Raw genomic sequence first — 23,001 nt, 5'->3', positions numbered from 1 at the left:
CGGACACCCAGAGGGGTGTCTCGCAGTGGATTCACAGCGGCGAAACAGTCTCTTTGCCCGATCGGGTGAGGAGCAGCACGTGCGCGGCCCCGGCGACGGTCACCGACCGGCCCCGCAGCGCCCCGTCGGAGGTCGGCGGAGGACCCACGGCCGTGTCCGATTCCCGCCAGACGCTGTCGGCGGGCGCGGGCATGATGGAGCCATGACGCAGACCGCGGACCTCGACGACGACGCGCGCTACGCGGCGATCGCCGCCCGCGACCGTCGCTTCGACGGGCTCTTCTTCACCGCCGTCCTCTCGACCGGCATCTACTGCCGGCCCTCCTGCCCGGCCCGGACGCCGGCGCGTGAGCGCGTCCGCTTCCACCCCAGTGCCGCCTCCGCGCAGGAGGCAGGCTTCCGCGCCTGCAAGCGGTGCCTGCCCGACGCCACGCCCGGCAGCCCCGAGTGGGACGTCCGCGCCGGCACCGCCGACCGGGCCGTCCGTCTGATCGCCGACGGCGTCGTGGACCGCGACGGCGTGCAGGGCCTGGCGGACCGGCTCGGCTACACGCCCCGTCACCTCGGTCGGCTGCTCGTCGAGCAGCACGGTGCCGGACCCCTCGCCCTCGCCCGTGCCCGTCGGGCGCAGAACGCACGCGTGCTGCTGGAGACCACCGACCTCGGCCTGGCCGACGTGGCCTTCGCCGCCGGCTTCAGCAGCGTGCGCCAGTTCAACGAGACCGTCCGAGCCGTCTACGACGCCACGCCCAGCCACCTGCGGGCCCGTGGCGTCCACCCTCGTGCCGGCTGGCGGGGCGGCGCCCGCGGGCCCGGGGACGAGGCGTCCCACGGCGACGACGGCGTGCTCCGCCTCCGTCTGGCCGTGCGCACGCCGTTCGACGCCCCCGCGCTGCTGGACTTCCTCGCCTACCACCTCGTGCCGGGCGTCGAGACGGCCGAGGACGGCTGGTACGCCCGCACCCTCGACCTGCCCCACGGCGCCGGCACCCTGCGTCTCGACCTCGCCGACACGACCCTCGCGTCCGCGGCTCCCGGCACCGCGCAGCTGCACCTGGAGCTGCGCCTCGCCGACCTGCGCGACACCGGGGCGGCGCTCGAGCGGGCCCGACGCCTGGTCGACGCGGACGCGGACCCCGGAGCCGTGGCCGCCCACCTGGCGGCCGACCCGGTGCTGGCCCCCCTGGTCGGCGAGCACCCCGGTCTGCGGGTGCCCGGCCAGGTCGACGGGGCGGAGACCGCCCTGCGCACCGTGGTGGGTCAGCAGATCAGCGTGAGCGGCGCGCGCACCGTGCTCGGGCGGGTCGTGGCCGAGCACGGTGCGCGCGTGGAGACCGGCCTGCCCGGCCTCACGCGCCTGTTCCCCGGCGCCGACGTGCTGGCCGCGGTGGATCCTGAGACGCTCCCGATGCCCCGCGCCCGCGGCCGGGCCCTGGTGGGTCTCGCCGCGGCGCTGGCCGCGGGTGAGGTCGACCTGGAGCGGGGCGCCGGGCGCGCCGACGTCCGGGAGCGACTGCTGGCCCTGACCGGGATCGGCCCCTGGACCGCCGACTACGTGGCCATGCGTGCCCTGGCGGACCCCGACGTGTTCCTGCCCACCGACGTGGGGGTGCGGACTGCCGCCACGCGGCTGGGCCACGACCCGGCCGAGGTGGTCGCCCGGTCGGCCGGCTGGTCGCCGTGGCGCTCCTACGCCCTCATGCACCTGTGGCAGACCCTCATGCCACCCACCCCGACCTCGCAGGAGGCAGCACGATGACCTGGACCGTGATCGAGAGCCCCGTCGGCCCGCTGCGGTTGCGCGGCGGCGACGCCGGGCTGGAGGCGATCGACTTCTCGCCGTTCCCCGACCCCGACGAGGCGGCGGGAGAGCGCGACGACGCCTCGCCCGTGCTGGCGCGGGCCGCGCGGCAGCTGGGGGAGTACTTCGCCGGCGAGCGCCGCGACTTCGACCTGCCGCTGGCCCCCGCCGGCACGGAGTTCCAGCAGCGCGTGTGGGCGGAGCTCGCCCGCATCCCGTGGGGCTCGACGTCCACCTACGGGGACGTGGCGGTCCGGCTGGGCCTCAAGCCCGGGGCCTCTCGCGCCGTCGGGCTGGCCAACGGCCGCAACCCCATCCCGGTCGTGGTGCCCTGCCACCGGGTGATCGGCGCCAACGGCACCCTCACCGGGTACGCGGGCGGCCTCGAGCGCAAGCAGGTGCTCCTCGACCTCGAGCGGGACGACGCCGACGCGTTGTTCTGACCTGGCTGCCCCTGCCATCGCAGGCTCGCGAACGGGTACGACCCACCACATTCGTGGTTCGGACGTCCTCGAACCACGAATACGGTGGGTCGTACCCCGGCCGCCGCAGGCTCAGGCGGACTCGGCTGCCGCGCGGCGCAGAGACTCCGAGAGGCGCTCGGCGGCCGCCATGACGGCGGGGGCGTGCATGCGGCCGGGCTGGCGGGAGAGGCGCTCGAGCGGGCCGGAGACCGACACCGCCGCGATGATCTTGCCGCTGGGGGCGCGCACCGGCGCGGAGACGGACGCGACGCCCTGCTCGCGCTCGCCGATCGACTGTGCCCAGCCGCGGCGGCGGATGCCCGAGAGCGCGGCGGCGGAGAAGGCCGCGTTCTGCAGCCCGCGGTGCAGCCGCTCCGGGTCGTCCCAGGCGAGGAGCACCTGGGCGGCCGAGCCGGCACGCATGGTGAGCTGCGAGCCGACGGGGATGGTGTCGCGCAGCCCCGAGGGGCGCTCCGCGGCGGCCACGCAGACGCGGTGCTCGCCCTGGCGGCGCCACAGCTGGGCGGACTCGCCGGTGATGTCGCGCAGACGGGCGAGCACGGGGCCGGCGGTGGCGAGCAGGCGGTCCTCGCCGGCGGCCGCGGACAACTCGGCCAGGCGCGGGCCTAGCACGAAGCGGCCCTGCATGTCGCGGGCGACCAGCCGGTGGTGCTCGAGCGCGACGGCCAGGCGGTGCGCGGTGGGGCGGGCCAGGCCGGTGGCGGTGACCAGGCCGGCCAGCGTGGCCGGGCCCGACTCGAGGGCGGTCAGCACGAGGGCGGCCTTGTCGAGGACGCCGACTCCGCTGGAATCCATCTGCACTCCTGTGTTTCGTTGCGTGGCCGCACCCGGCGGGTGGACCATCACGAGGGCCGAGCCCGGGGTGTCGGGCAGGGCAGACGCCCGGGGTCTCGAGCGTCGTCCATCTCGGATGACGGGACAACTGTCTCACACATTGGACCAGAAGGCGTACAGTTCCTTCTCGGTAACCGGCTGTGGTGCGTCCACACGACGCCCCGCCGCTACCCGTCCGGTGGCTCGGCCGAGCCGCCGGGAGAAGTCATCGCCGGCCCACCCAGCCGGCGTCGCGGTCGCCACGAAGGAGTGCGTCATGGGCAAGACACTGGGTCGAACGCTGGCCGAGAAGGTCTGGGACGAGCACGTCGTCCGCTCGACCGCCGGAGAGCCGGACCTGCTCTACATCGACCTCCACCTCATCCACGAGGTGACGAGCCCGCAGGCCTTCGACGGCCTGCGCCTGGCCGGTCGGAAGGTCCGTCGCCCGGACCTCACGCTCGCCACCGAGGACCACAACGTCCCCACCCTCGACTGGGACAAGCCGATCGCCGACCCGGTCTCGCGGACCCAGGTCGAGACGCTGCGTCGCAACGCCGAGGAGTTCGGCGTCCGCCTGCACCCGCTGGGCGACATCGACCAGGGCATCGTCCACGTCGTCGGCCCGCAGCTGGGCCTGACCCAGCCCGGCATGACGATCGTGTGCGGCGACTCCCACACCTCCACCCATGGCGCGTTCGGCGCCATCGCGTTCGGCATCGGCACCTCCGAGGTCGAGCACGTGCTCGCCACGCAGACGCTGACCCAGGCCAAGCCGAAGACGATGGCCGTGACGGTCAACGGCTCGCTGCCCGACGGCGTCACCGCCAAGGACCTGGTGCTCAACCTGATCGCCCACACCGGCACCGGTGGCGGCCAGGGCTACATCGTCGAGTACCGCGGCCAGGCCATCGAGGAGCTCTCCATGGAGGGCCGGATGACCATCTGCAACATGAGCATCGAGTGGGGTGCCAAGGCGGGCATGATCGCCCCCGACCAGACGACCTTCGACTACATCGAGGGCCGCAAGGAGGCGCCGAAGGGCGCCGAGTGGGACGCCGCCGTCGCGCACTGGAAGACGCTGCGCACCGACGACGACGCGACGTTCGACAAGGAGATCGTCCTCGACGCCTCCGTCATGACGCCGTTCGTCACCTGGGGCACCAACCCGGGTCAGGGCGTGCCGCTGGGCGCCTCCGTCCCCTCGCCGTCCGACTTCGAGGACGAGCAGGACAAGATCGCCTGCGAGAAGGCCCTGGGCTACATGGGCCTCGAGGCCGGCACCCCGATGCGCGAGGTCAAGGTCGACACGGTCTTCGTCGGCTCCTGCACCAACGGCCGCATCGAGGACCTGCGACTGGCGGCGGACGTCATCAAGGGCCGCAAGGTCGCCGACGACACCCGCCTGCTCGTCGTCCCCGGCTCGGTGCGCGTGCGCCTGCAGGCCGAGGAGGAGGGCCTGGACGTGATCTTCAAGGAGGCCGGTGCCGAGTGGCGCGGCGCGGGCTGCTCGATGTGCCTGGGCATGAACCCCGACACCCTCACTCCCGGTGAGCGCAGCGCCTCGACCTCGAACCGCAACTTCGAGGGACGCCAGGGCAAGGGCGGTCGCACGCACCTCGTGTCGATCCCCGTCGCGGCGGCGACCGCCGTCCGCGGCACCCTCTCCTCGCCCGCCGACCTGGACTGAACGGAGCTCACGTCATGGACAAGTTCACCACCCACACCGGCGTCGGCGTCCCGCTCAAGCGCAGCAACGTCGACACCGACCAGATCATCCCCGCGGTCTACCTCAAGCGCGTGACCCGCACGGGCTTCGAGGACGGCCTGTTCGCCGCCTGGCGCAACGACCCCGAGTTCGTCCTCAACAACGAGGTCTACGCCCAGGGCACCGTGCTGGTGGCCGGCCCCGACTTCGGCACCGGCTCCTCGCGTGAGCACGCCGTCTGGGCCCTGCAGAACTACGGCTTCAGGGTCGTCGTCTCCGCCCGCTTCGCGGACATCTTCCGCGGCAACTCGGGCAAGGCCGGCCTCCTGGCCGCCCAGGTCGACGAGGAGGTCGTGCAGAAGCTCTGGACGATCCTCGAGGACACCCCGGGCGCCGCGATCACCGTCGACCTGGAGTCGCGCACCATCCGTGCCGGCGAGGGCGACGACGCGATCGAGGAGTCCTTCCAGATCGACGACTACACCCGCTGGCGCCTGCTGGAGGGGCTCGACGACATCGGCATCACCCTCGGCCACGCCGACTCCATCGACGCGTTCGAGAAGACCCGCCCGGCGTTCAAGCCGGTCACCCTCTGACGCTCGTCGCACCACGACAGCCAGGCAGCCCCCGTCGTCCTCGGACGGCGGGGGCTGTCCGCGTCCGGAGGAGGATCGAGGGGAGTGAGCTCACCTGTGCGGAGACACCCGGTCGGACCTGTGGGTCGCGCCGCGAGCGACGCACCGTTGACAGGGTCCAGCCACCGACCGTGAGGAGGGCACCGATGCCCGAGATCACCACCAACGACGTCACGCTCCACTACACCGACACCGCCCCGGAGCAGGCCACCGGCAACCCGGTCGTCCTGATCCACGGCTGGCCGCTGTCGGGGGAGGCCTGGAAGCAGCAGGTGCCCACCCTGGTCGCCGCGGGTCACCGGGTCGTCACCTACGACCGGCGCGGCTTCGGCGTCTCGTCCAAGCCGGACGGCGGCTACGACTACGACACGATGGCCGACGACCTCGCGGGGCTCCTGGAGGCCCTCGACCTGACCGACGTGACGCTCGTCGGCTTCTCGATGGGCGGCGGCGAGGTGGCCCGCTACGTGGGTCGGCACGGCGAGGGTCGGCTGCGGTCCGTCGTCCTGGCCGCGGCCGTGCCGCCGTACCTGCTGCGCACCGACGACAACCCCGACGGCGGCCTCTCCGAGTCCGACGTGCAGGAGATGGAGGACGGCGCCCGCACCAACCGCGAGGAGTTCCTCGCCGGCTTCACCGAGAACTTCTTCTCCGTGGACGGCGAGCTGCAGGTCAGCTCCAACGACGTGGCGGACGCCGTCGCGCTCCAGCAGCCCGCCCGCGACGAGGCCGTGGTCGCCTGCATCGGCGCGTTCGCCCGCACGGACTTCCGCGAGGACCTGGCCCGGCTCACCGTGCCCACGCTCGTGCTGCACGGCTCGGGCGACGCGGTCGTGCCGTTCGAGGTCTCGGGGCGCCGCAGCGCCGAGGCGGTCGCCGGCGCCGAGCTGGTCGTCGTCGAGGGGGCCCCGCACGGCTTCAACGTCTCCCACGCCGAGGAGTTCGACAAGGCGCTCGTGGACTTCCTGGCCCACTGAGCGCCCGGACCGGGTCGGCCCTCAGAACAGGCCGAGGTCGTCCAGCACCGCGCGCGTGTGCGGACCCACCCCGAAGCTCGCGGCGGTGGCGAGGTCGACGAGGTCGTCGACGTCGCGCCTCAGCGAGCCCAGGGGAGCGTGGCAGGTGCGGGTGAGGTCGACGGCGCCCGCGGCTGCGTGGGCGGCCGCGGAGCCCTCGCCGAAGCGGGGCGCGAAGGCGGAGGGCTCCGCGGTGTAGAGCGTGGTGCCCAGACCGGCCGCGTCCGGCACGAACGCGTGGCCGGACGCCGGCAGCGCCCCGTGCGAGGCGGCGAGCGCTGCGTCGAGGTCACCGGGCTCGAGCCCGGGCAGGTCGGCGGGCAGCGCCACCGGCACCAGGTCCGGCCACCGGCGGGCGGCCTCCGCGGCACTCTGCACCAGCGTCTCGTTCAGGCCGGTGGCGCCGTCTGGCAGGCACGTCGCGCCGGCCGCGCCGAGGGCCAGGGCGAGCACGGCGTCGTCGGTGGCCACGAGGACGGCGGCCACCTGCTCGGCCGCCAGGCAGGCCGCCACGGTGTCGCGGGCGAAGGCCGCCGCGAGCGCGGTGCGGGCGCCGTCGTCCACGCCCTGGAGGCGGCTCTTGCCCGCCACGGGGGGCTTCACGGGCACGAGCACCACGAAGCGTGCGGGGGACGGCGCGGCGTCGGAGGGGGGCACGGGCGAGGATCCTGCCAAACGCCCCCGGCGACCCGAACGAGTAGCCTGCCCTCCTGCGTGGTCGTGACCACGCGAGGCAGACCCTGAGCAGAGGAGAAGGACCCGTAGTGCCCGTTCGCAGGTTGCAGCAGCCGCGGGGCTGGGCGTGGACCATCGCGGTGGCCATCCTCAAGCCCGTCCTCCTCGCGACGACGCGTCAGGACTGGCACCACGGTGAGCGCATCCCCGCCACGGGCGGCGTGGTCCTGGCCGTCAACCACACCTCGCACGTCGACCCGCTGACGGCGGCCCACCTGGTCTACGACCACGGCCGCCTCGCCCGGTTCCTGGCGAAGTCGGGGCTGTTCCGCAACAGGTTCCTCGGCTTCTTCCTGCGGGCCGCGGGCCAGATCCCGGTGGAGCGGGAGAGCCACGGGCACGCCGCCTACGCCGCGGCGGTGGACGCCGTGCGCGCCGGCGAGTGCGTCGTGGTCTACCCCGAGGGCACCATCACCCGCGACCCGCAGCTGTGGCCGATGACCGGCAAGACCGGCGCCGCCCGCATCGCGCTGGAGACCGGCTGCCCGGTGCTGCCCGTCGGCCAGTGGGGGGCCCACGAGCTGCTGGCGCCCTACAGCAAGCGCCCGCACCTGTTCCCGCCCACCACCATCCACCTCTCGGTGGGCGAGCCCGTGGACCTCTCCGACCTCGCCGCTGGGCCCGTCACCACCGAGGTGGTGCACGCGGCGACCGAGCGCATCCAGGCGGCGATCGTGGCCGAGGTCGAGGTGCTGCGCGGCGAGAAGGCTCCGGCGGAGCGCTTCGACCTGCGCCGAGCACGGGCGGCGGAGCGGGCAGCCCGGGAGGCGCAGGAGAGCGAGCGCCTGGAGGACCGGGACCAGAAGCAGGACACCGGCGACGGAGGAGACACCCCATGACCGAGCAGCCCGCCGGCACCGCCCGGCCCACCGAGCCCGGACGCTTCGGCAAGGTCGCCGTCCTCGGCGCCGGGTCGTGGGGCACCGCGTTCTCCATCGTCCTCGCCGACGCCGGCAACGACGTGACGCTGTGGGCCCGCCGCGAGGAGGTCGCCGCGGCGATCACCGAGAAGCGGGAGAACACCGACTACCTGCCCGGGCTCACGCTGCCCGACGCGATCAGCGCCACCCACGACGTGCAGGCGGCCCTCGCCGGTGCGGACGTCGTCGTCCTGGCGACCCCCTCGCAGACGCTGCGCGAGAACCTGGTCGGCTGGGCGCCGCACCTGGAGCCCGACGCCGTGCTCGTCTCGCTGATGAAGGGCGTCGAGCTCGGCACGCTGCGCCGGATGAGCGAGGTGATCCACGAGGTCACCGGCGTGCCCAGCGAGCGCGTCGCCGTGATCAGCGGGCCGAACCTCTCCGGCGAGATCGCCCGGCGCGAGCCGGCCGCCTCGGTGGTCGCGTGCACCGACGAGGACGTGGCCAAGCGGCTGCAGCTGCGGGTCCACTCACCCGCGTTCCGGCCCTACACCTCGACCGACGTCGTGGGCTGCGAGCTGGGCGGTGCCTACAAGAACGTGGTCGCGCTGGCCGTCGGCATGGCGGTCGGGCTGGGCTTCGGCGACAACACCACCGCCTCGATCATCACCCGCGGCCTGGCCGAGACCGCGCGCCTGGCGACCCGGTTGGGTGCCGACCCGCTGACCCTGATGGGCCTGGCCGGCCTCGGCGACCTCGTCGCCACCTGCTCCTCCCCGCTCTCGCGCAACCGCACCTTCGGCGAGAAGCTCGGCCGCGGCATGACCACCGAGGAGATCTACGCCTCGACCCGGCAGGTGGCCGAGGGGGCGAAGTCCTGCTCGTCGCTGCGCGCGCTGGCCGCCCAGCACGGCGTGGACGCCCCGCTGGCCACCATCGTCGACGAGGTCGTCTCCGGCCGGATGACGGCCAAGGCCATGGTCGACATCACCCTCGCCCGCGACACCAAGGCCGAGAAGGACTGAGAACGGCGACTCGGGCGAGGAACGAGCCCGGTTCGCACCGTTCGAAGGTCGAGGGAGCGACTGACCCCGCGAGGAACGAGCGGGGTCAGTGCTGCGGCTCGAGACCCTGAGGGCTCACTCCGGCTGCGGCTCGAGACCAGGTTCGAGGACGCGATCGGGCGCGGCGATCTCGAGGCTTGCCGGAGGTCGAGGAAGGACGAAGTCCTGTCGCGAGACCACCTCGATCACCGCAGACCAGCGCTCAGCCGACGAGGTCGTCCAGCGCCGAGGACAGGTCGGCCCACAGGTCCTCGACGTCCTCGATGCCGACGGACAGCCGCACGAGCGCGTCCGAGACCGTCTTCGGCTCGGTGGCCCAGCGTCGACGCCGCTCCAGGGAGGACTCGACGCCGCCCAGCGAGGTGGCGTGCACCCACAGCCGGGTCTTGCGTGGCAGCAGGTCCGCGGCCAGCGCGCCGGCGGCCAGCTCGACGGAGACCATCGCGCCCCACCCGGGGTAGCGGACGAGGCCCACGGCCGGGTGCTCGGCGAGCCGCCGGGCCAGCTCGGCGGCGTTGGCGCAGGCCCGCTCGACGCGCAGGTGCAGCGTCCGCATGCCGCGCAGCGCGAGCCAGGACTCGAGCGTGCCGGGCACGGCGCCGAGCAGGTCGCGGCGGCCCTTGAGCACGCCGCGGAGCTGCTCGTCGCGGGTGACGAGGGCGCCCAGGAGCACGTCGGAGTGGCCGGAGAGGTACTTGGTCGCCGAGTGCACGACGATGTCGGCGCCGTCGTCCAGCGGCTTCTGCAGCAGCGGGGTGGCGAAGGTGTTGTCGACGACCACGTAGGCCCCGGCCGCGTGCGCCGCCTCGCAGATCGCGGGGACGTCTGCGACGTCCAGGTTCGGGTTGGTGGGCGACTCCAGCCAGACCAGCGCGGTGTCGTCGTCGATGGCGGCGAGCACGGCGTCGGTGTCGGCGACGTCGACCAGGCGGGAGCGCAGACGACCGCGCATCTCCAGGTCGCCGATCTGGGTCAGGGAGCCCTGGTAGGCGGCGTCGGGGGCCAGCACCAGCGCGTCCTGCCCGACGAGGTCGAGCACGCAGGACACGGCGGCCAGGCCGGAGGAGAACGCGAGCGCGTCGCCGCCCTCGAGCTCGCCGAGGGCGGCCTCGAACGCCTGCCAGGTCGGGTTGCCGTACCGGCCGTACTCGCGGTCGCCGCCGGCCACGTAGACCGAGGCCATGGTCAGGGGCTCGTTCAGCGGTGCGTCGGGCACGTGGGCCGGACGCCCGGCGTGCACGGCCCGGGTGGAGGGGGCCAGACCGTCGGGGAGGCCGCCGGTGGGCGCGGGGGAGGTGTCGTCGCTGGTGCTCATCACCCTCCAGCCTAGGAGGCGCTGGCGCCGGGTCACCCGCCGGTGCGGGTGTCGGGATCAGGCGGGTGGTGCGTCCACCGTTAGTCTCTGACCCGTGCTGACCACGCTCCTGGGCGGACGCGCCTTCGCCGAGAAGACGGGCTCCGGTCCGACGCAGGTGGTGGCGCTCCACGGATGGGCGCGCACCCGCGCCGACTGGGCCCCTGTCCTCGCCGGTACCGACGCCCTCGCTCTCGACCTCCCCGGCCACGGGGCCACGCCCGAGCCCGACGCCGCCTGGGGCGCCGCCGAGTACGCGGACTTCGTCATCGAGGTCCTCGAGACGCTGGACCGCCCCGTCCTCGCCGGCCACTCCTTCGGCGGACGCGTCGCGATCACCGTCGCCGCGAAGCGACCGGACCTCGTGCGGGGCGTCGTGCTCACCGGCGTCCCCCTCCTGCGCAAGCAGCCGACCGGCGGCGGGAGGAAGCCCGCGCTCGGCTACCGCGTCGTGCGTGCGCTGCACCAGCGCGGCCTGGTCGGTGACGACAGGATGGAGCAGCTGCGCCGCAAGCACGGCTCGGCCGACTACGCGAACGCCCGCGGCGTCATGCGCGAGATCCTGGTCAAGCTGGTCAACGAGGACTACCGCGAGGAGCTGCTCGCGGTCGCCGGGCACGGCGTGCCGGTCGCCATGGTCTGGGGCGAGCACGACACCGCCGCGCCCGTCCCGATGGCTCGCGAGGCGCTCGACCTGCTCGGCGAGGTCGCCACGCTCACCGTCGTCCCCGGCTCCGCCCACCTGCTCGACGCCGCCCTCGTGGCCGAGCTCCAGCAGGCGATCGCCGTGCTGCGCGAGAGCGAGCCCACCCAGACCGCCGCCGTCACCGACCCGTCCACCCCGGAGGAGGAGCGATGACCGCGCTCGACCTGGTCGCCGCGCTCGCGACCCTCGTCCTCGTCGTCGTCGCCGACCTGCGCTGGTGGCGCGTCGCGCAGCGCGAGCACTACGGCCCCGGCCGCGTGCTGGCCATGACCGGCATCTGGCTGCGCGCCGTCCCGCTGGGCCTGCTGGGCCTCGTGGCGCTCGTCGTGTGTGCCCTGGCCGGCGTGCCGTACCCGCTGATGGGCGTCGTGGCCGCCGTCGTCCTCATCGCCTGGCCGCCGGGCCTGGTGCTGTGGCGCTCGGAGAAGAAGCTGGCGTTCACCGCGCGCGTCAAGCGCCTGGTCGCGCTCACCGTCGGCCTGCAGGTCGTCGTGACCGCGGCGCTGCTGCCGCTGGGCGCCGTCTCCTTCCTCCCGCTCCTGGCGGTGCCGCTGGTCGAGGTGGCACTGCTGGCCGCCCAGCCGATCGAGGCGCGCCTGAACAAGCGTTGGCAGGTCTCGGCCGCCGAGAAGATCAAGCGGGTCTCCCCGCGGGTCGTGGCGATCACCGGCTCCTACGGCAAGACCTCCACCAAGAACTACGTGACCCACCTGCTGCAGGGGCGCTGGTCGACGCTGGCCAGCCCGGCGTCCTTCAACAACGTCCTCGGCCTCTCCCGGGCGGTCAACGACCGGCTCGAGCCCGGCACCGACGTCTTCGTCGCCGAGATGGGCACCTACGGCCCCGGCGAGATCGCGTCGCTGTGCGAGATCTTCCGCCCCGAGGTCTCGGCGATCACCACGATCGGCGAGGCCCACCTGGAGCGGATGAAGAACCGCGAGACCATCGTCCGCGCCAAGAGCGAGATCCTGCCGCCCGCCTCGACCGTCGTCCTCAACGTCGACGTGCCGGAGCTGCACGAGATCGCCGAGCGGATGCGCGCGGAGAAGCGGGTCATCGCCGTCTCCGCCGGCGAGCACCCCGAGGCCGAGGTGGTCGTCCGCCGGGCCGAGGACGGCGGCTGGGAGCTGGTCCTCAGCGGTGCTGCCCACCCCGTGCGGCTGCCCGCGGACGTCGGCCACCCCACCAACGTGGCCGTCGCGGTCGGCCTGGCCGTGGCGCTGGACGTGCCCGAGAAGACGCTGCTCGAGCGCCTGCCCGGCATCCCGGCCACCCCGCACCGCGCGGAGGCCACCACCGGCGCCGACGGCGTCGCGGTCATCGACGACACCTTCAACTCCAACCCCACCGGTGCGGCGGCGGCCCTGGCCCATGCCCGCGAGCTGGCGGGGGAGAGCGGCCGGGTCTGGACGATCACCCCCGGCATGATGGAGCTGGGGCACCGGCAGCGCGAGCGCAACGCCGCCCTCGCCGTCGACGCCACCGGCGACGAGCGCAGCACCCTGTGCGTCGTGGGTCGCACCAACGTCCCGGCGCTGCTGGCCGGCGAGAAGGAGCGCACCAAGCGCTTCGCCTCCCGGGAGGCCGCCACCGCCTGGGTGCGCAAGCAGGCCCGCGCCGGCGACGTCATCCTCTTCGAGAACGACCTGCCCGACCACTACCCGTGATCGGCGCGTGATGGGCCGGGTGCGGCGGGGAGGTGCGAGACTGCTCCCCGGGCCGCCCGGCGGCCCGGCACGCAAGCACGACACCGACCCAGCAGGAGAGTCCCACACGTGGTGAGCAAGGCAACCGTCGTCTTCGGCGGACCGTCGGCGGAGCACGACATCAGCATCCTGACCGGGCTGCAGGCCGAGCGGGTGCTCAGCCGCGCCGGGCTCGAGGTGCAGTGCCTCTACTGGGCGCGCAGCGAGGACTTCCACCTCGTGCCCAACGGTACTGAGGCCCGCGACTACCTCGGTGGGCCCCCGGCCTCGGCCAAGAAGCTCGAGCTGCGGATCGGCGCCGACAAGGGCGACGGGTTCTACCTGCCCGGCATGCGGGCCAAGAAGCTGGACGTCGGCACCGTGCTGTCCACGCTGCACGGTGGCGCCGGCGAGTCCGGCGGTGCGCAGGCGCTGTTCGCGATGCTCGGCGTCCCGGCGACCGGCGGCACCCTGGCCGCGGCGGCGCTCGGCATGGACAAGCTGGCCTTCGGTGGCGTGATGGCCTCCGCCGGCGTCCCGACGCTCGACCGGCAGCTGCTCAGCGCCGACCACGCCCCCGGCTTCGAGGGCCCCTACATCATCAAGCCGCGCTTCGGGGGCTCCTCGATCGGCATCGAGGTCGTCGACGACCTGGAGACCGCGCGTGCGCTGCTCTCGACCAGCCCGCACCTGCGCGAGGGCGCGGTCGTCGAGCCCAACCGCCCCGACCTGTTCGACCTCAACGTCTCGGTGCGCACGGCCCCGACGCTGGCGGTCTCGGACGTGGAGCGCCCGCTGCGGCCCTCGGACGGCGCGATCTACGACTACTCGGCGAAGTACCTGCACACCGAGGGCCTGGCCTCCGCGCCGCGCGAGTTCCCCGCCGACATCAGCGACGATCTGCGCGGTCGCATCCAGGAGCTGGCCCGCCGCGTCGTCGAGCTCACCGGCCTCACCGGCGTCCTGCGCATCGACTTCCTCTCCGACGGCACCGAGGTGTTCGTCAACGAGGTCAACTCGATCCCGGGCGCGCTGGCCCTCTACCTGTGGCCCGACACCACCCCGGCCGAGGTGCTGAAGTCGGCGCTGGCCGAGGCGGAGACGCTGCCGCCCCGCGCCACCTGGAACTACGAGGAGGGCGTGGCCCTGCGTGCCGCCGGCGGCATCGCCTCCAAGCTCGCCGGCCTGCCCAGCGAGGGCTGACGCGGGCGACCGCTACGCGCACGAGCAGAAGGCCCCGGACCGCACGGTCCGGGGCCTTCCGCGTTGCTGCGTCTACGTGTGCGCGGGGCGCTCAGGCGAGCACGTGGGCGATCAGGTCGCGGGTGACCTGGCCGAGGGTGGTGCCGGAGAGACCGCACGCGAACGGCATCACCGAGGTCTCGGTGGTGCCGGGGGTGATGGCGGTCTCCAGGACGACGTAGGAACCGTCGGGGGAGACGATGAAGTCGCTGCGGCTCAGGCCGCGCAGGCCCAGCACCTCGTGCGCCTGGCAGGCGGCCCGCTCCAGCTCGGCGATGACGTCCTCGCCGAAGTCGGGGCGGGAGAGGCCGACGTACTCGGCGGTGTAGCGGGCCGAGAAGTCGAACTCGTGGCCCTTCTCGAAGTCGATGGCCACGGGGGAGAGAGCGCGCAGGCCCTGGGCGTCCTCGATGCACACGACGCTGACGTCGACGCCCTCGATGAACCGCTCGACCAGCGCGTCCTCGCAGTAGGAGTAGGCCCGCACGAGCGCGGAGGGGAGCGCGCCGAGCCCGTCGACGCCCGTCACGCCCAGCGCGGAGCCGCCGCGGGTCGGCTTGACCACGACCCGCTCGCCCAGGTGGGCCATCACGTGCTCCATCAGCGCGCTGGGCCCGACGTCGCGGAAGGTCTGCGCCGAGAGCCCGACGCTCTCGGGAGTGGGGATGCCGGCCCGGCGCAGCAGCTCGCGGCTGGTCGCCTTGTCCCACGCGACGCGGCACGCGGCGCTGGGGGAGCCGACGAACGGCATGTCGATCAGCTCGAGCAGGGTCTGGATCTCCCCGTCCTCGCCGAACTGGCCGTGCAGCACCGGGAAGGCGACGGCGACCTTGTCGTCCTCGAGCGCGCTGAGCAGCTTGCGGTCGAAGTCGTAGGCGGCGGCCTCGACGCCCGCCTGGCGCAGCTCGCGCACCAGGACCCGGCCGCTGGCCAGGGAGACGTCACGCTCGTGGGAGAGCCCGCCGGCGATGACCGCAACCGGGCCGGGGATCTCGAGGGGCTCTGCTGCGCTCATGGGTACAGGCTCCCACACGGGCCTGTGCGCTCGTGCGGGCGCCGTCCGGATGCCCGGTACGCGGTACGGCAGCCGACCGGTACCCCTGGCCGGGCAAGGCCGGGGACGGCTACTTGCAGGTGGTCACGCGCTCGAGGTGCTCCTTCACCGGAGCCGCCAGGGCGGTGAGCACCGAGAAGCCGGCGTCGCCGCGCTCGGTGGCGGGGAAGACCACGCTGACGCGCGGGGAGAACTCCACCGTGGTGCTGACGGCGCCGCCGCCCGGGTCGTCCAGCTGCTCCGTCGGCGTGTACCAGCCGACCCCCTGCACCGCGTCGCAGGCGGAGGTGGCCTCCAGCCCGTCGGGCGCGACCGCACCGCAGACGACGGTGACGTCGTCCTCCTGGTTCAGCGAGCTGGGGTCGCCGAAGACGGCGGTGCCGGCCTCGAGGTCCGGCTCCGCGCGGGCCGAGAGGGTGCCCAGCTCGGTGCCGAGCGACTCCAGCAGGTCGGTGCAGGCCTGGCGGTCCGCGGCGTCGAGGGTCTCGGTGCCCGGCACCGCGACGCCGGAGGAGCCGCAGCCGACCAGGGCGCCGGTCAGCAGGGCCGCCGACAGCAGCGCCGTGGCGGGGCGGGTGAACGGTGGCACGTCGGCTCCTCCGGCGTGGGGGGGTCGTCAGATGTTGACGACCGGGCAGGTCAGGGTGCGGGTGATCCCGTCGAGGGACTGGACCTTGGAGACGACCATCCGGCCGAGCTCGTCGACGTCGCGGGCCTCGGCCCGGACGATGACGTCGTAGGGGCCGGTCACGTCGTCGGCCTGCGTCACGCCGGGCATGTCCCGGATCTCGCCGGCCACCTGGGCGGCCTTGCCGACGTCGGTCTGGATCAGGATGTAGGCCTGGACGACCACGGTTCACTCCTCGGGGCGGGGTCACGGCGCCGTTGCCGCGGGCGTCGGAGGACCTCCGCCGCCGAGTGGACCATACCTGTCGGCCCGCACGCCTCCGGACGGGCCCGTCGGGACGCGGGGTGGGACGCGGGGGGAGCCGCGGGGTGGAACGTGGGGTGGGACGCGGGGGTGGGACGCGGGCCGGGGACCTGCCTCGAGGCGCCGGGGAGGGCGTCTGGTGGGATGGGGGGCATGTCCTCCCCGGCCGCCGACCTGCCTCCGGGCGCCACCGTCGCCGACGCGGGGGAGTTCGGCCTCATCAGCCGCATGGTCGACCTCTTCGAGATGGGCGAGCACGTGCTGGTGGGCCCCGGTGACGACGCCGCGCTGCTGCGCATCCGCAAGGGTCACGTCGTGGTCTCCACCGACCTCATGGTCGAGGGCCGCCACTTCCGCCGGGAGTGGTGCGACGGCGCGGACGTCGGCCGTCGAGCCGCTGCGCAGAACATCTCCGACGTCAACGCGATGGGCGGCCGTGCGCACTCCCTGACCGTGGGCCTGGCCGCCCCCGCCGACCTGCCGCTGGCGTGGGCGCTGGACCTGGCGCGCGGCTTCGCCGAGGAGTGCCGTCTCGTCGGCGCGAGCATCGTCGGCGGCGACGTGACCCGGGCCGACCAGGTGGTGGTCTCGGTGACGGTGCTCGGCACCTGCACCGTGGCTCCGGTCCTGCGCTCGGGAGCCCGGCCCGGCGACGTGCTGGCCCTGGCGGGCCGCCAGGGCTGGGCCGCGGCCGGGCTGGCCGTGCTGGGGCGCGGGTTCCGCTCCCCGCGGGCCGTCGTGGAGGCCTACCGACACCCCGAGCCGCCCTACGAGGCAGGTCCCGCCGCCGCCGAGGGCGGTGCCACCGCCCTCATCGACGTCTCCGACGGGCTGCTGGCCGAGGCCGGGCACCTGGCCGAGGCCAGTGAGGTCGCCATCGACGTCCGCACCGCCGACCTCGACGTCGCCGAGCCCGTCGCGGCCGTCGGCGCGGCCCTGGGCAGCGACCCGCTCCAGCTCGTGCTCTCCGGTGGTGACGACCACGCCCTGCTCGCCACCTTCCCGCCGGGCGTGGGCCTGCCCGAGGGCTTCCACGCCATCGGCACGGTCGCGGAGGGCAGCGGTGTCACCGTCGACGGTGGCGCCTGGGAGGGCGCTCCCGGCTGGACCCACTTCTGAGGGCCGCCGGCCGGGGCCGAGCTGATCCGGGCCGCGAAAACGAACCGCGGCCGCCGTCCAACGAGGGACGACGGCCGCGGTGGGCGCTGATCAGGTCAGCGGGAGACCTTGCCGGCCTTCAGGCAGCCGGTGCACACGTTCAGGCGCTTGGGGGTGCCGTTGACCGTGGCGCGGACGCGCTGGATGTTGGGGTCGAAGCGACGCTTCGTGATCTTGCGGGACCACGGCCGGTTGTTGCCGAAGGTCGGCTTCTTGGCGCAGATGTCACAGACGGCAGCCACCGTGAACTCCTGTGGATCGGGATCGGGATTACGTACAGTTTCCGGCCCGTGCGGGCCGAACGATGTCGGGGCCCTGCCTGGCGTGGTGGGCCCGTCGTGGGCGCACCGAACCGGCCGGGGCAACCACAAGAGAGTAGCCGAGGCGGGCCGCGCCGGACGAATCCACGACCGTGGAGCCCGGAGCACCGTCTCGGGTGCGCCCTCAGGATGCCCTAGTCTTCGCCGCGTGACCACCGCCGGGACCAGCATCGACCTCGTCGTCGTGCAGCGGTTCGTGGACGCGGCCACCGACGCGCTGGCGGCGGTGCGCGAGGAGGTCGACGACCTCAACGTCTACCCCGTGCCCGACGGCGACACCGGCACGAACATGTACCTGACGCTGTGCTCCGGGCGGGACTCCCTGCTCGAGACCGTCGGGGTGGACGGGGCGGGGCCGGTCGACGCCCTGGCTGCCCTGGGCCGCGGGGCGCTGCTGGGTGCGCGCGGCAACTCCGGCGTCATCTTCTCCGAGATGCTGCGCGCGCTGGCCGCCCGGGTCGCGGCCGCCGACCCGGCACGGCGGCACGCCGTCGTCCTGGCCGACGGGATCGCCGAGGCCGCCGCGGCGGCCTGGCAGGCGGTCGGGACGCCGGTGGAGGGCACGATCCTCTCCGTGGCCCGCGCGGCCGCCGAGGCCGCCGAGGCGGTCGCCGACGACCCGGCGGCCCGGGTGCGCGACGTGCTGGTGGCCGCCGCTGCCGCGGCCCGCGAGGCACTGGCCCGCACCCCCTCGCAGCTGGCCACGCTGGCCGCGGCGGGCGTGGTCGACGCCGGCGGACGGGGCCTCGTCGCGGTCCTCGACGCGGCCACGACCCTGCTCACCGGACGCCGCCCCGAGCCGGTGGTGTGCCGCGTCCGGCCCGAGCCCTCGGCACAGGTCGGACGACCGGCCGCCGGTGGTTCCGCTCCGGGCGCCGAGCCGGGCTGCGAGGCCCCCGCCTACGAGGTCATGTACCTGCTCGAGGCCGACGAGGCCGCCGTGGCCACCCTGCGCGAGCGCCTCGACGCGCTCGGCGACTCCCTCGTGGTCGTGGGGGAGGGGCGGCTGTGGAACGTCCACGTGCACGTGGACGACGCCGGTGCCGCCGTCGAGGCCGGCGTCGAGCTCGGCCGCCCCCACCACATCCGCATCACCCACCTCGCCGACGACGTGCACCGTCACCACGCCCGCCACGAGCGCGACGACCACGACGGGACCGAGGAGCGCGGCGACGCGGGCGGGACGGGCCGCCCCTCCGCGGCGGACGAGGCCGGGCACCCGAGCCCCGCACCGCGGCTCGCGCCGGGCCGCAGCATCGTGGCCGTCTCCGCCGGCCCGGGCCTCTCCGAGCTCTTCGCCGGCGCCGGGGCCGTGGTCGTCGAGGGCGACCCTGGTCGGCTGCCGTCCACCGGCCAGCTGCTGGAGGCCATCCGGCACGCCGGCACCGAGCAGGTCGTCGTCCTCACCAACGGCGAGGACGTCGTGCGCAGCGCCCAGGTCGCCGCCTCGACGGCGCAGGAGGCCACCGGCGTCCGGGTCGCCGTCGTGCCCACCCGCGCGCAGGTGCAGGGCCTCGCCGCGCTGGCCGTGCACGACCCGGGCCGCGGCTTCTCCGCCGACGTCCGGGAGATGACGGCCACCGCCCGGCAGGTCCGCGACGGAGCGGTCACCGTGGCCGCCCGACCGGCGATGACGATGGCCGGCCCGTGCGAGCCGGGCGACGTGCTCGGCGTCGTCGCCGGCGACTTCGCGGTCGTGGGCGCCGACCTGCACGAGGTGGCCGTGGACGTCGCCGGCCGACTGCTGGCCCAGGGTGGGGAGCTCCTCACGGTCGTCGCCGGCGCGGACGAGGTCAGCGGCGGCGCCGCCGAGCGGATCGCCGCCTGGGCGGAGCGGCACCACCCGCTCGTCGAGGTGCTGGTGTACGACGGTGGCCAGGAGCGCTACCCGCTGCTGCTGTCGGTGGAGTGAGCGATCCTGCTGCCGCGCACCCCCGCACGCCTGCCCGAGGAGAGCCCGTGATCACCCTGGACTCGAAGGTCGAGGCCGTCCTGGGCGAGGCGGGCGCCAAGCGCAAGCGCATCGTCGAGGGCCTGCACATCGAGACCGTCGGGGACCTGCTCAACCACCACCCGCGGCGGTACGTGAAGACCGCCGAGCTCACCGAGGTCGAGTCGCTCGTCGAGGGCGAGATGCTGGTGGTGGTCGGCAAGGTCTCGCAGAGCAGGGAGCGCACCTACACCGACCGCCGCACCGGCCGTCCGGCCTACCGGGTCGAGGTCACCCTGGCGACGGGCGGCCCGGACCTGCGGATGACCTTCTTCGCCAAGAACGCGCGGGTCTCCCAGTACCACCAGCACCGCCTCCAGCCCGGTCGCCGCGGCATCTTCCAGGGCAAGGCGAGCCGCTTCAACGGCCAGTGGCAGCTCACCAACCCGCAGATGGTGCTGATGGGCACGCCGGGGGAGGACACGGCCCAGCTGGCCCTGGAGAACCTCGGCGACCTCTACCCGATCTACCCGCTCACCAAGGGCGTGGAGTCGTGGGACCTCCAGCGGGCCGTCGCGTTCGCGCTCTCGGTGCTGGAGGAGCTGCCCGACCCGATCCCCGAGGACGTGCGCGAGGAGCACGGGCTGATCGGCCTGCGCCAGGCGCTCGCGTGGCTGCACGCGCCCGACGACTTCGGCCAGGTCACCCGGGCCCGCAAGCGGCTCGCCTTCGACGAGGCGCTCGTGAGCCAGCTCGTGCTCGGACGCCGGCGGCGCGCCGCGGCCGCCGAGGGAGCCCGCCCCCGGACCGGCGGCGGGGGCCTGCTCGCGGCGTTCGACGCCCGGCTGCCGTTCACGCTCACCGCGGGCCAGGAGCGCGTCGGCGAGGAGATCTTCGACGACCTGGCGCGCGACCGACCGATGAACCGGCTGCTCCAGGGAGAGGTGGGCTCCGGCAAGACCCTCGTGGCGCTGCGGGCGATGCTGCGGGTGGTCGACTCCGGCGGCCAGGCCGCCCTGCTGGCCCCCACCGAGGTGCTCGCCCAGCAGCACCACCGCTCGCTGACCGCCATGCTCGGCGACCTTGCTGCCGGCGGCATGCTCGGCGGCGCCGACGAGGCGACCCGCGTGGAGCTGCTGACCGGCTCGATGACCAAGCGGGAGCGCACCGAGCCGCTCCTGCGGCTGGCGTCGGGCGAGGCCGGCATCGTCGTGGGCACGCACGCGCTGCTCCAGGACACGGTGCAGCTGGCCGACCTCGGCCTGGTCGTCGTCGACGAGCAGCACCGCTTCGGCGTCGAGCAGCGCGCGGCGCTCACCGACAAGTCCCGCGGGGTGCCGCCCCACGTCCTGGTGATGACGGCGACGCCCATCCCGCGGACCGTGGCCATGACCGTCTTCGGCGACCTGGAGACCTCCGTCCTGGACGAGCTGCCCGCGGGCCGCGCGCCGATCCAGTCGACCGTGGTGCCGCTCGCCGACGCCCCGCACTGGGCCGACCGGATCTGGGCCCGCGCCCGAGAGGAGGTCGGCAAGGGGCACCAGGTCTACGTCGTGTGCCCCCGCATCAGCGGCGACGAGGAGGAGCCCGCCGACGCCCTCGACGCCTCCGACTCCCGTGACGACTGGGGCGACCCCACCGAGGGGGCGGCCGGCGGGGGAGAGGACGCCCCGCGGCCGCTCTCCGCCGTCGAGGACGTGGTGGCCGAGCTCTCGTCCGGGCCGCTGGCCGGGCTGCGGGTCCAGCCGCTGCACGGCCGGATGGCGGCCGACGAGAAGGACCGCACCATGCGCTCCTTCGCCGCCGGCGACGTCGACGTGCTGGTCTCCACCACCGTGATCGAGGTCGGCGTGGACGTCGCCAACGCCACCACCATGGTCCTGCTCGACGCCGACCGGTTCGGCATCTCCCAGCTGCACCAGCTGCGCGGTCGCGTCGGGCGTGGCGGCCTGCCCGGCCTGTGCCTCCTGGTCACCCACGCCGAGGCGGGGTCACCCGCCCGCGAGCGGCTCGACGCCGTGGCCGGCACCTCCGACGGCTTCGAGCTCTCCCGGATCGACCTCGAGCTGCGCCGGGAGGGCGACGTCCTGGGCGCCAGCCAGTCCGGCTTGCGCTCCAGCCTGCAGACGCTGCGGGTCCTGCGCGACGAGGAGACCATCGTGGCGGCCCGGGAGGCCGCGACGGCCCTGCTCGACGCCGACGCGGACCTGCGGCAGGCGCCGCTGCTGGCGGGCATGGTCACCGAGCTGGAGCGCACGGCCGCGGCCGCCTTCGTCGACCGGTCCTGACGACCCTACGATCGGGCGTCATGACCCGGATCATCGCCGGCTCGGCGGGCGGTCGCTCGCTGGCCACCCCGCGCGGCAGCGCGACGCGCCCCACCAGCGACCGGGTCCGCGAGGCGCTGTTCTCCACGGTGCAGTCGTGGGCCGGCTCCTTCGACTGGCTGCGGGTCCTGGACCTCTACGCCGGCACCGGCGCCCTCGGGCTGGAGTCGCTCTCCCGCGGGGCGAGCGCGGCCACGCTGGTCGAGCACGACAAGCGCACGGCCGGCCTGATCAGCCGCAACGCCACCGACCTGGGCCTGGGGCCCGTGCGGGTCGTGGCCGGCACGGTGCGCTCCTTCCTCGCCGGGCCGCCGCCGTCCGAGCCCTACGACCTGGTGCTCTCCGACCCGCCCTACCCCCTCGCGGACGACGCCGTGGCGGCCGACCTGGTGGCGCTGGGCGCGCCGGGCTGGCTGGCGGTCGACGCGCTGGTCGTGGTGGAGCGCTCGGCCCGGAGCCCCGAGCCGCGCTGGCCCGCGGGCTTCACGGCCCGCAAGCCGCGCAACTACGGTGAGACCGCGCTCTGGACGGCCGACTGGCCGGGCGGGGCGCAGGACCAGGAGCAGGACCAGGAGCAGGACGGCGACGTGCAGCAGGAGGAGGAGCGTCCGTGACGCACACCGTGGTGGTGCCGGGGTCCTTCGACCCCGTGACGCTCGGCCACCTCGACGTGATCGCGCGCGCCGCCGCGCTGTTCGACGAGGTCGTCGTGGCCGTGGGGGTCAACGCCTCCAAGCGACGCCTGTTCTCCGCCGAGGAGCGGATGGACCTGCTGCGCCGCGCCTGCGCCGACCTGCCCAGCGTGCGCGTGGCCGGCTTCGAGGGCCTGGTCACCGGTTTCTGCGCCGAGATCGGCGCCCAGGCCATCGTCAAGGGCCTGCGCACCGCGCAGGACTACGAGTACGAGCTGCCGATGGCCCACATGAACACCCGGCTGACCGGCGTCACGACGCTGTTCCTGCCGACGAGCCCCGAGCACGCCTTCGTGTCCTCCTCGCTGGTGAAGGAGGTCGCTGCGTTCGGCGGCGACACCTCGGCGTTCCTGCCTGCCTTCGTGCACGAGGCCCTCGTCGCGCGGCTGGCCGAGCGGAGCGCGGGGGGCGGGTCGTGAGCCCGCTCGGTGCTGGTGCCGGTCGCCCCTGCGTCAGCAGTTTGGTGGCACACCAGCCCACCGTTA

General features: G+C 74.4%; 22 protein-coding genes. 15 read left to right on the top strand and 7 right to left on the bottom strand.

Going from position 1 to position 23,001, the window contains the following annotated elements; genetic code table 11:
- Window positions 1–202 precede the first annotated feature (202 nt).
- Entirely contained in the window at window positions 203–1,759 is a 1,557-nt protein-coding gene (locus M8330_RS05195; RefSeq protein ID WP_250826459.1) for an AlkA N-terminal domain-containing protein, read from the top strand.
- Entirely contained in the window at window positions 1,756–2,244 is a 489-nt protein-coding gene (locus M8330_RS05190) for a methylated-DNA--[protein]-cysteine S-methyltransferase (RefSeq protein ID WP_250055630.1), read from the top strand. The genes M8330_RS05195 and M8330_RS05190 overlap by 4 nt, the downstream gene beginning before the upstream one ends.
- 111 nt (window positions 2,245–2,355) lie before the next feature.
- Here M8330_RS05190 and M8330_RS05185 read toward each other — a convergent pair whose 3' ends face one another.
- Window positions 2,356–3,081 (bottom strand): IclR family transcriptional regulator, encoded by a 726-nt coding sequence (locus M8330_RS05185; RefSeq protein ID WP_250055631.1) that lies wholly within the window; start codon window positions 3,079–3,081, stop codon window positions 2,356–2,358.
- Window positions 3,082–3,388: 307 nt separating this feature from the next.
- Here M8330_RS05185 and leuC point away from each other — a divergent pair, with 307 nt between their 5' ends.
- From leuC to M8330_RS05170, 3 genes are all read left to right on the top strand, one after another.
- Entirely contained in the window at window positions 3,389–4,789 is a 1,401-nt protein-coding gene (gene leuC / locus M8330_RS05180) for a 3-isopropylmalate dehydratase large subunit (RefSeq protein ID WP_250826549.1), read from the top strand.
- Window positions 4,790–4,803: 14 nt separating this feature from the next.
- Window positions 4,804–5,403 carry a 3-isopropylmalate dehydratase small subunit gene (gene leuD / locus M8330_RS05175; protein ID WP_250826458.1) on the top strand — a complete coding sequence of 200 codons (600 nt, stop codon included), beginning with the start codon at window positions 4,804–4,806 and terminating at the stop codon, window positions 5,401–5,403.
- A gap of 185 nt (window positions 5,404–5,588) precedes the next feature.
- Complete coding sequence (locus tag M8330_RS05170) at window positions 5,589–6,419, top strand: alpha/beta fold hydrolase (RefSeq protein WP_250826457.1); 831 nt, start codon at window positions 5,589–5,591, stop codon at window positions 6,417–6,419.
- Between the two features lie 21 nt (window positions 6,420–6,440).
- On the opposite strand, the gene cofC is transcribed toward M8330_RS05170, so the two are convergent.
- On the bottom strand, window positions 6,441–7,115 hold the full coding sequence (gene cofC, locus M8330_RS05165; protein WP_250826456.1) for a 2-phospho-L-lactate guanylyltransferase: 675 nt from the start codon (window positions 7,113–7,115) through the stop codon (window positions 6,441–6,443).
- 107 nt (window positions 7,116–7,222) lie between these two features.
- On the opposite strand from cofC, the gene M8330_RS05160 reads away from it, so the two are divergent.
- On the top strand, window positions 7,223–8,032 hold the full coding sequence (locus M8330_RS05160; protein WP_250055635.1) for a lysophospholipid acyltransferase family protein: 810 nt from the start codon (window positions 7,223–7,225) through the stop codon (window positions 8,030–8,032).
- On the top strand, window positions 8,029–9,078 hold the full coding sequence (locus M8330_RS05155; protein ID WP_250826455.1) for an NAD(P)H-dependent glycerol-3-phosphate dehydrogenase: 1,050 nt from the start codon (window positions 8,029–8,031) through the stop codon (window positions 9,076–9,078). Before M8330_RS05160 ends, M8330_RS05155 begins: the two co-directional genes overlap by 4 nt.
- 241 nt (window positions 9,079–9,319) lie before the next feature.
- Here the strand turns inward: M8330_RS05155 and M8330_RS05150 are convergent, their stop codons facing one another.
- Window positions 9,320–10,432 carry a trans-sulfuration enzyme family protein gene (locus M8330_RS05150; protein WP_250055639.1) on the bottom strand — a complete coding sequence of 371 codons (1,113 nt, stop codon included), beginning with the start codon at window positions 10,430–10,432 and terminating at the stop codon, window positions 9,320–9,322.
- A gap of 94 nt (window positions 10,433–10,526) precedes the next feature.
- Between M8330_RS05150 and M8330_RS05145 the strand changes: the two genes are divergently transcribed.
- From M8330_RS05145 to M8330_RS22330, 3 genes are all read left to right on the top strand, one after another.
- A complete protein-coding gene (locus M8330_RS05145) occupies window positions 10,527–11,330 on the top strand; it encodes an alpha/beta fold hydrolase (RefSeq protein WP_308196240.1) in 804 nt (267 codons plus the stop codon).
- Window positions 11,327–12,844 (top strand): Mur ligase family protein, encoded by a 1,518-nt coding sequence (locus M8330_RS05140; protein ID WP_250826454.1) that lies wholly within the window; start codon window positions 11,327–11,329, stop codon window positions 12,842–12,844. Before M8330_RS05145 ends, M8330_RS05140 begins: the two co-directional genes overlap by 4 nt.
- A gap of 111 nt (window positions 12,845–12,955) precedes the next feature.
- Entirely contained in the window at window positions 12,956–14,065 is a 1,110-nt protein-coding gene (locus tag M8330_RS22330; RefSeq protein WP_250826453.1) for a D-alanine--D-alanine ligase family protein, read from the top strand.
- Window positions 14,066–14,156: 91 nt separating this feature from the next.
- On the opposite strand, the gene M8330_RS05130 is transcribed toward M8330_RS22330, so the two are convergent.
- The 3 genes from M8330_RS05130 to M8330_RS05120 all read right to left on the bottom strand — a co-directional run bounded on the left by M8330_RS05130 (window position 14,157) and on the right by M8330_RS05120 (window position 16,011).
- Window positions 14,157–15,119 (bottom strand): D-alanine--D-alanine ligase family protein, encoded by a 963-nt coding sequence (locus M8330_RS05130; RefSeq protein ID WP_250826452.1) that lies wholly within the window; start codon window positions 15,117–15,119, stop codon window positions 14,157–14,159.
- 109 nt (window positions 15,120–15,228) lie between these two features.
- Entirely contained in the window at window positions 15,229–15,747 is a 519-nt protein-coding gene (locus M8330_RS05125) for a DUF3515 family protein (protein WP_250055647.1), read from the bottom strand.
- 27 nt (window positions 15,748–15,774) lie between these two features.
- Window positions 15,775–16,011 (bottom strand): Lrp/AsnC family transcriptional regulator, encoded by a 237-nt coding sequence (locus tag M8330_RS05120; RefSeq protein ID WP_250055649.1) that lies wholly within the window; start codon window positions 16,009–16,011, stop codon window positions 15,775–15,777.
- 252 nt (window positions 16,012–16,263) lie between these two features.
- On the opposite strand from M8330_RS05120, the gene M8330_RS05115 reads away from it, so the two are divergent.
- A complete protein-coding gene (locus tag M8330_RS05115; RefSeq protein WP_250826547.1) occupies window positions 16,264–17,208 on the top strand; it encodes a thiamine-phosphate kinase in 945 nt (314 codons plus the stop codon).
- 95 nt (window positions 17,209–17,303) lie between these two features.
- Here M8330_RS05115 and rpmB read toward each other — a convergent pair whose 3' ends face one another.
- Window positions 17,304–17,489 carry a 50S ribosomal protein L28 gene (gene rpmB, locus M8330_RS05110; protein WP_136570259.1) on the bottom strand — a complete coding sequence of 62 codons (186 nt, stop codon included), beginning with the start codon at window positions 17,487–17,489 and terminating at the stop codon, window positions 17,304–17,306.
- A gap of 226 nt (window positions 17,490–17,715) precedes the next feature.
- Between rpmB and M8330_RS05105 the strand changes: the two genes are divergently transcribed.
- Genes M8330_RS05105 through coaD form a run of 4 tightly spaced genes read left to right on the top strand, consistent with a single transcriptional unit; the run spans window position 17,716 to window position 22,935 of the window.
- On the top strand, window positions 17,716–19,479 hold the full coding sequence (locus M8330_RS05105) for a DAK2 domain-containing protein (RefSeq protein WP_250826451.1): 1,764 nt from the start codon (window positions 17,716–17,718) through the stop codon (window positions 19,477–19,479).
- Window positions 19,480–19,526: 47 nt separating this feature from the next.
- Complete coding sequence (locus M8330_RS05100) at window positions 19,527–21,785, top strand: ATP-dependent DNA helicase RecG (protein ID WP_250826450.1); 2,259 nt, start codon at window positions 19,527–19,529, stop codon at window positions 21,783–21,785.
- A gap of 20 nt (window positions 21,786–21,805) precedes the next feature.
- Window positions 21,806–22,438, top strand: coding sequence for a 16S rRNA (guanine(966)-N(2))-methyltransferase RsmD (gene rsmD / locus M8330_RS05095; RefSeq protein WP_250826449.1), 633 nt, complete (start codon window positions 21,806–21,808; stop codon window positions 22,436–22,438).
- Window positions 22,435–22,935, top strand: a complete 501-nt coding sequence (gene coaD, locus M8330_RS05090; protein ID WP_250055657.1) for a pantetheine-phosphate adenylyltransferase — start codon at window positions 22,435–22,437, stop codon at window positions 22,933–22,935. The genes rsmD and coaD overlap by 4 nt, the downstream gene beginning before the upstream one ends.
- Window positions 22,936–23,001 lie beyond the last annotated feature (66 nt).

Origin of the sequence: Nocardioides bruguierae (assembly GCF_023656415.1) — a bacterium.
Taxonomy (GTDB): domain Bacteria; phylum Actinomycetota; class Actinomycetes; order Propionibacteriales; family Nocardioidaceae; genus Nocardioides; species Nocardioides bruguierae.
This window is presented reverse-complemented; position numbering and strand designations above follow the sequence as displayed.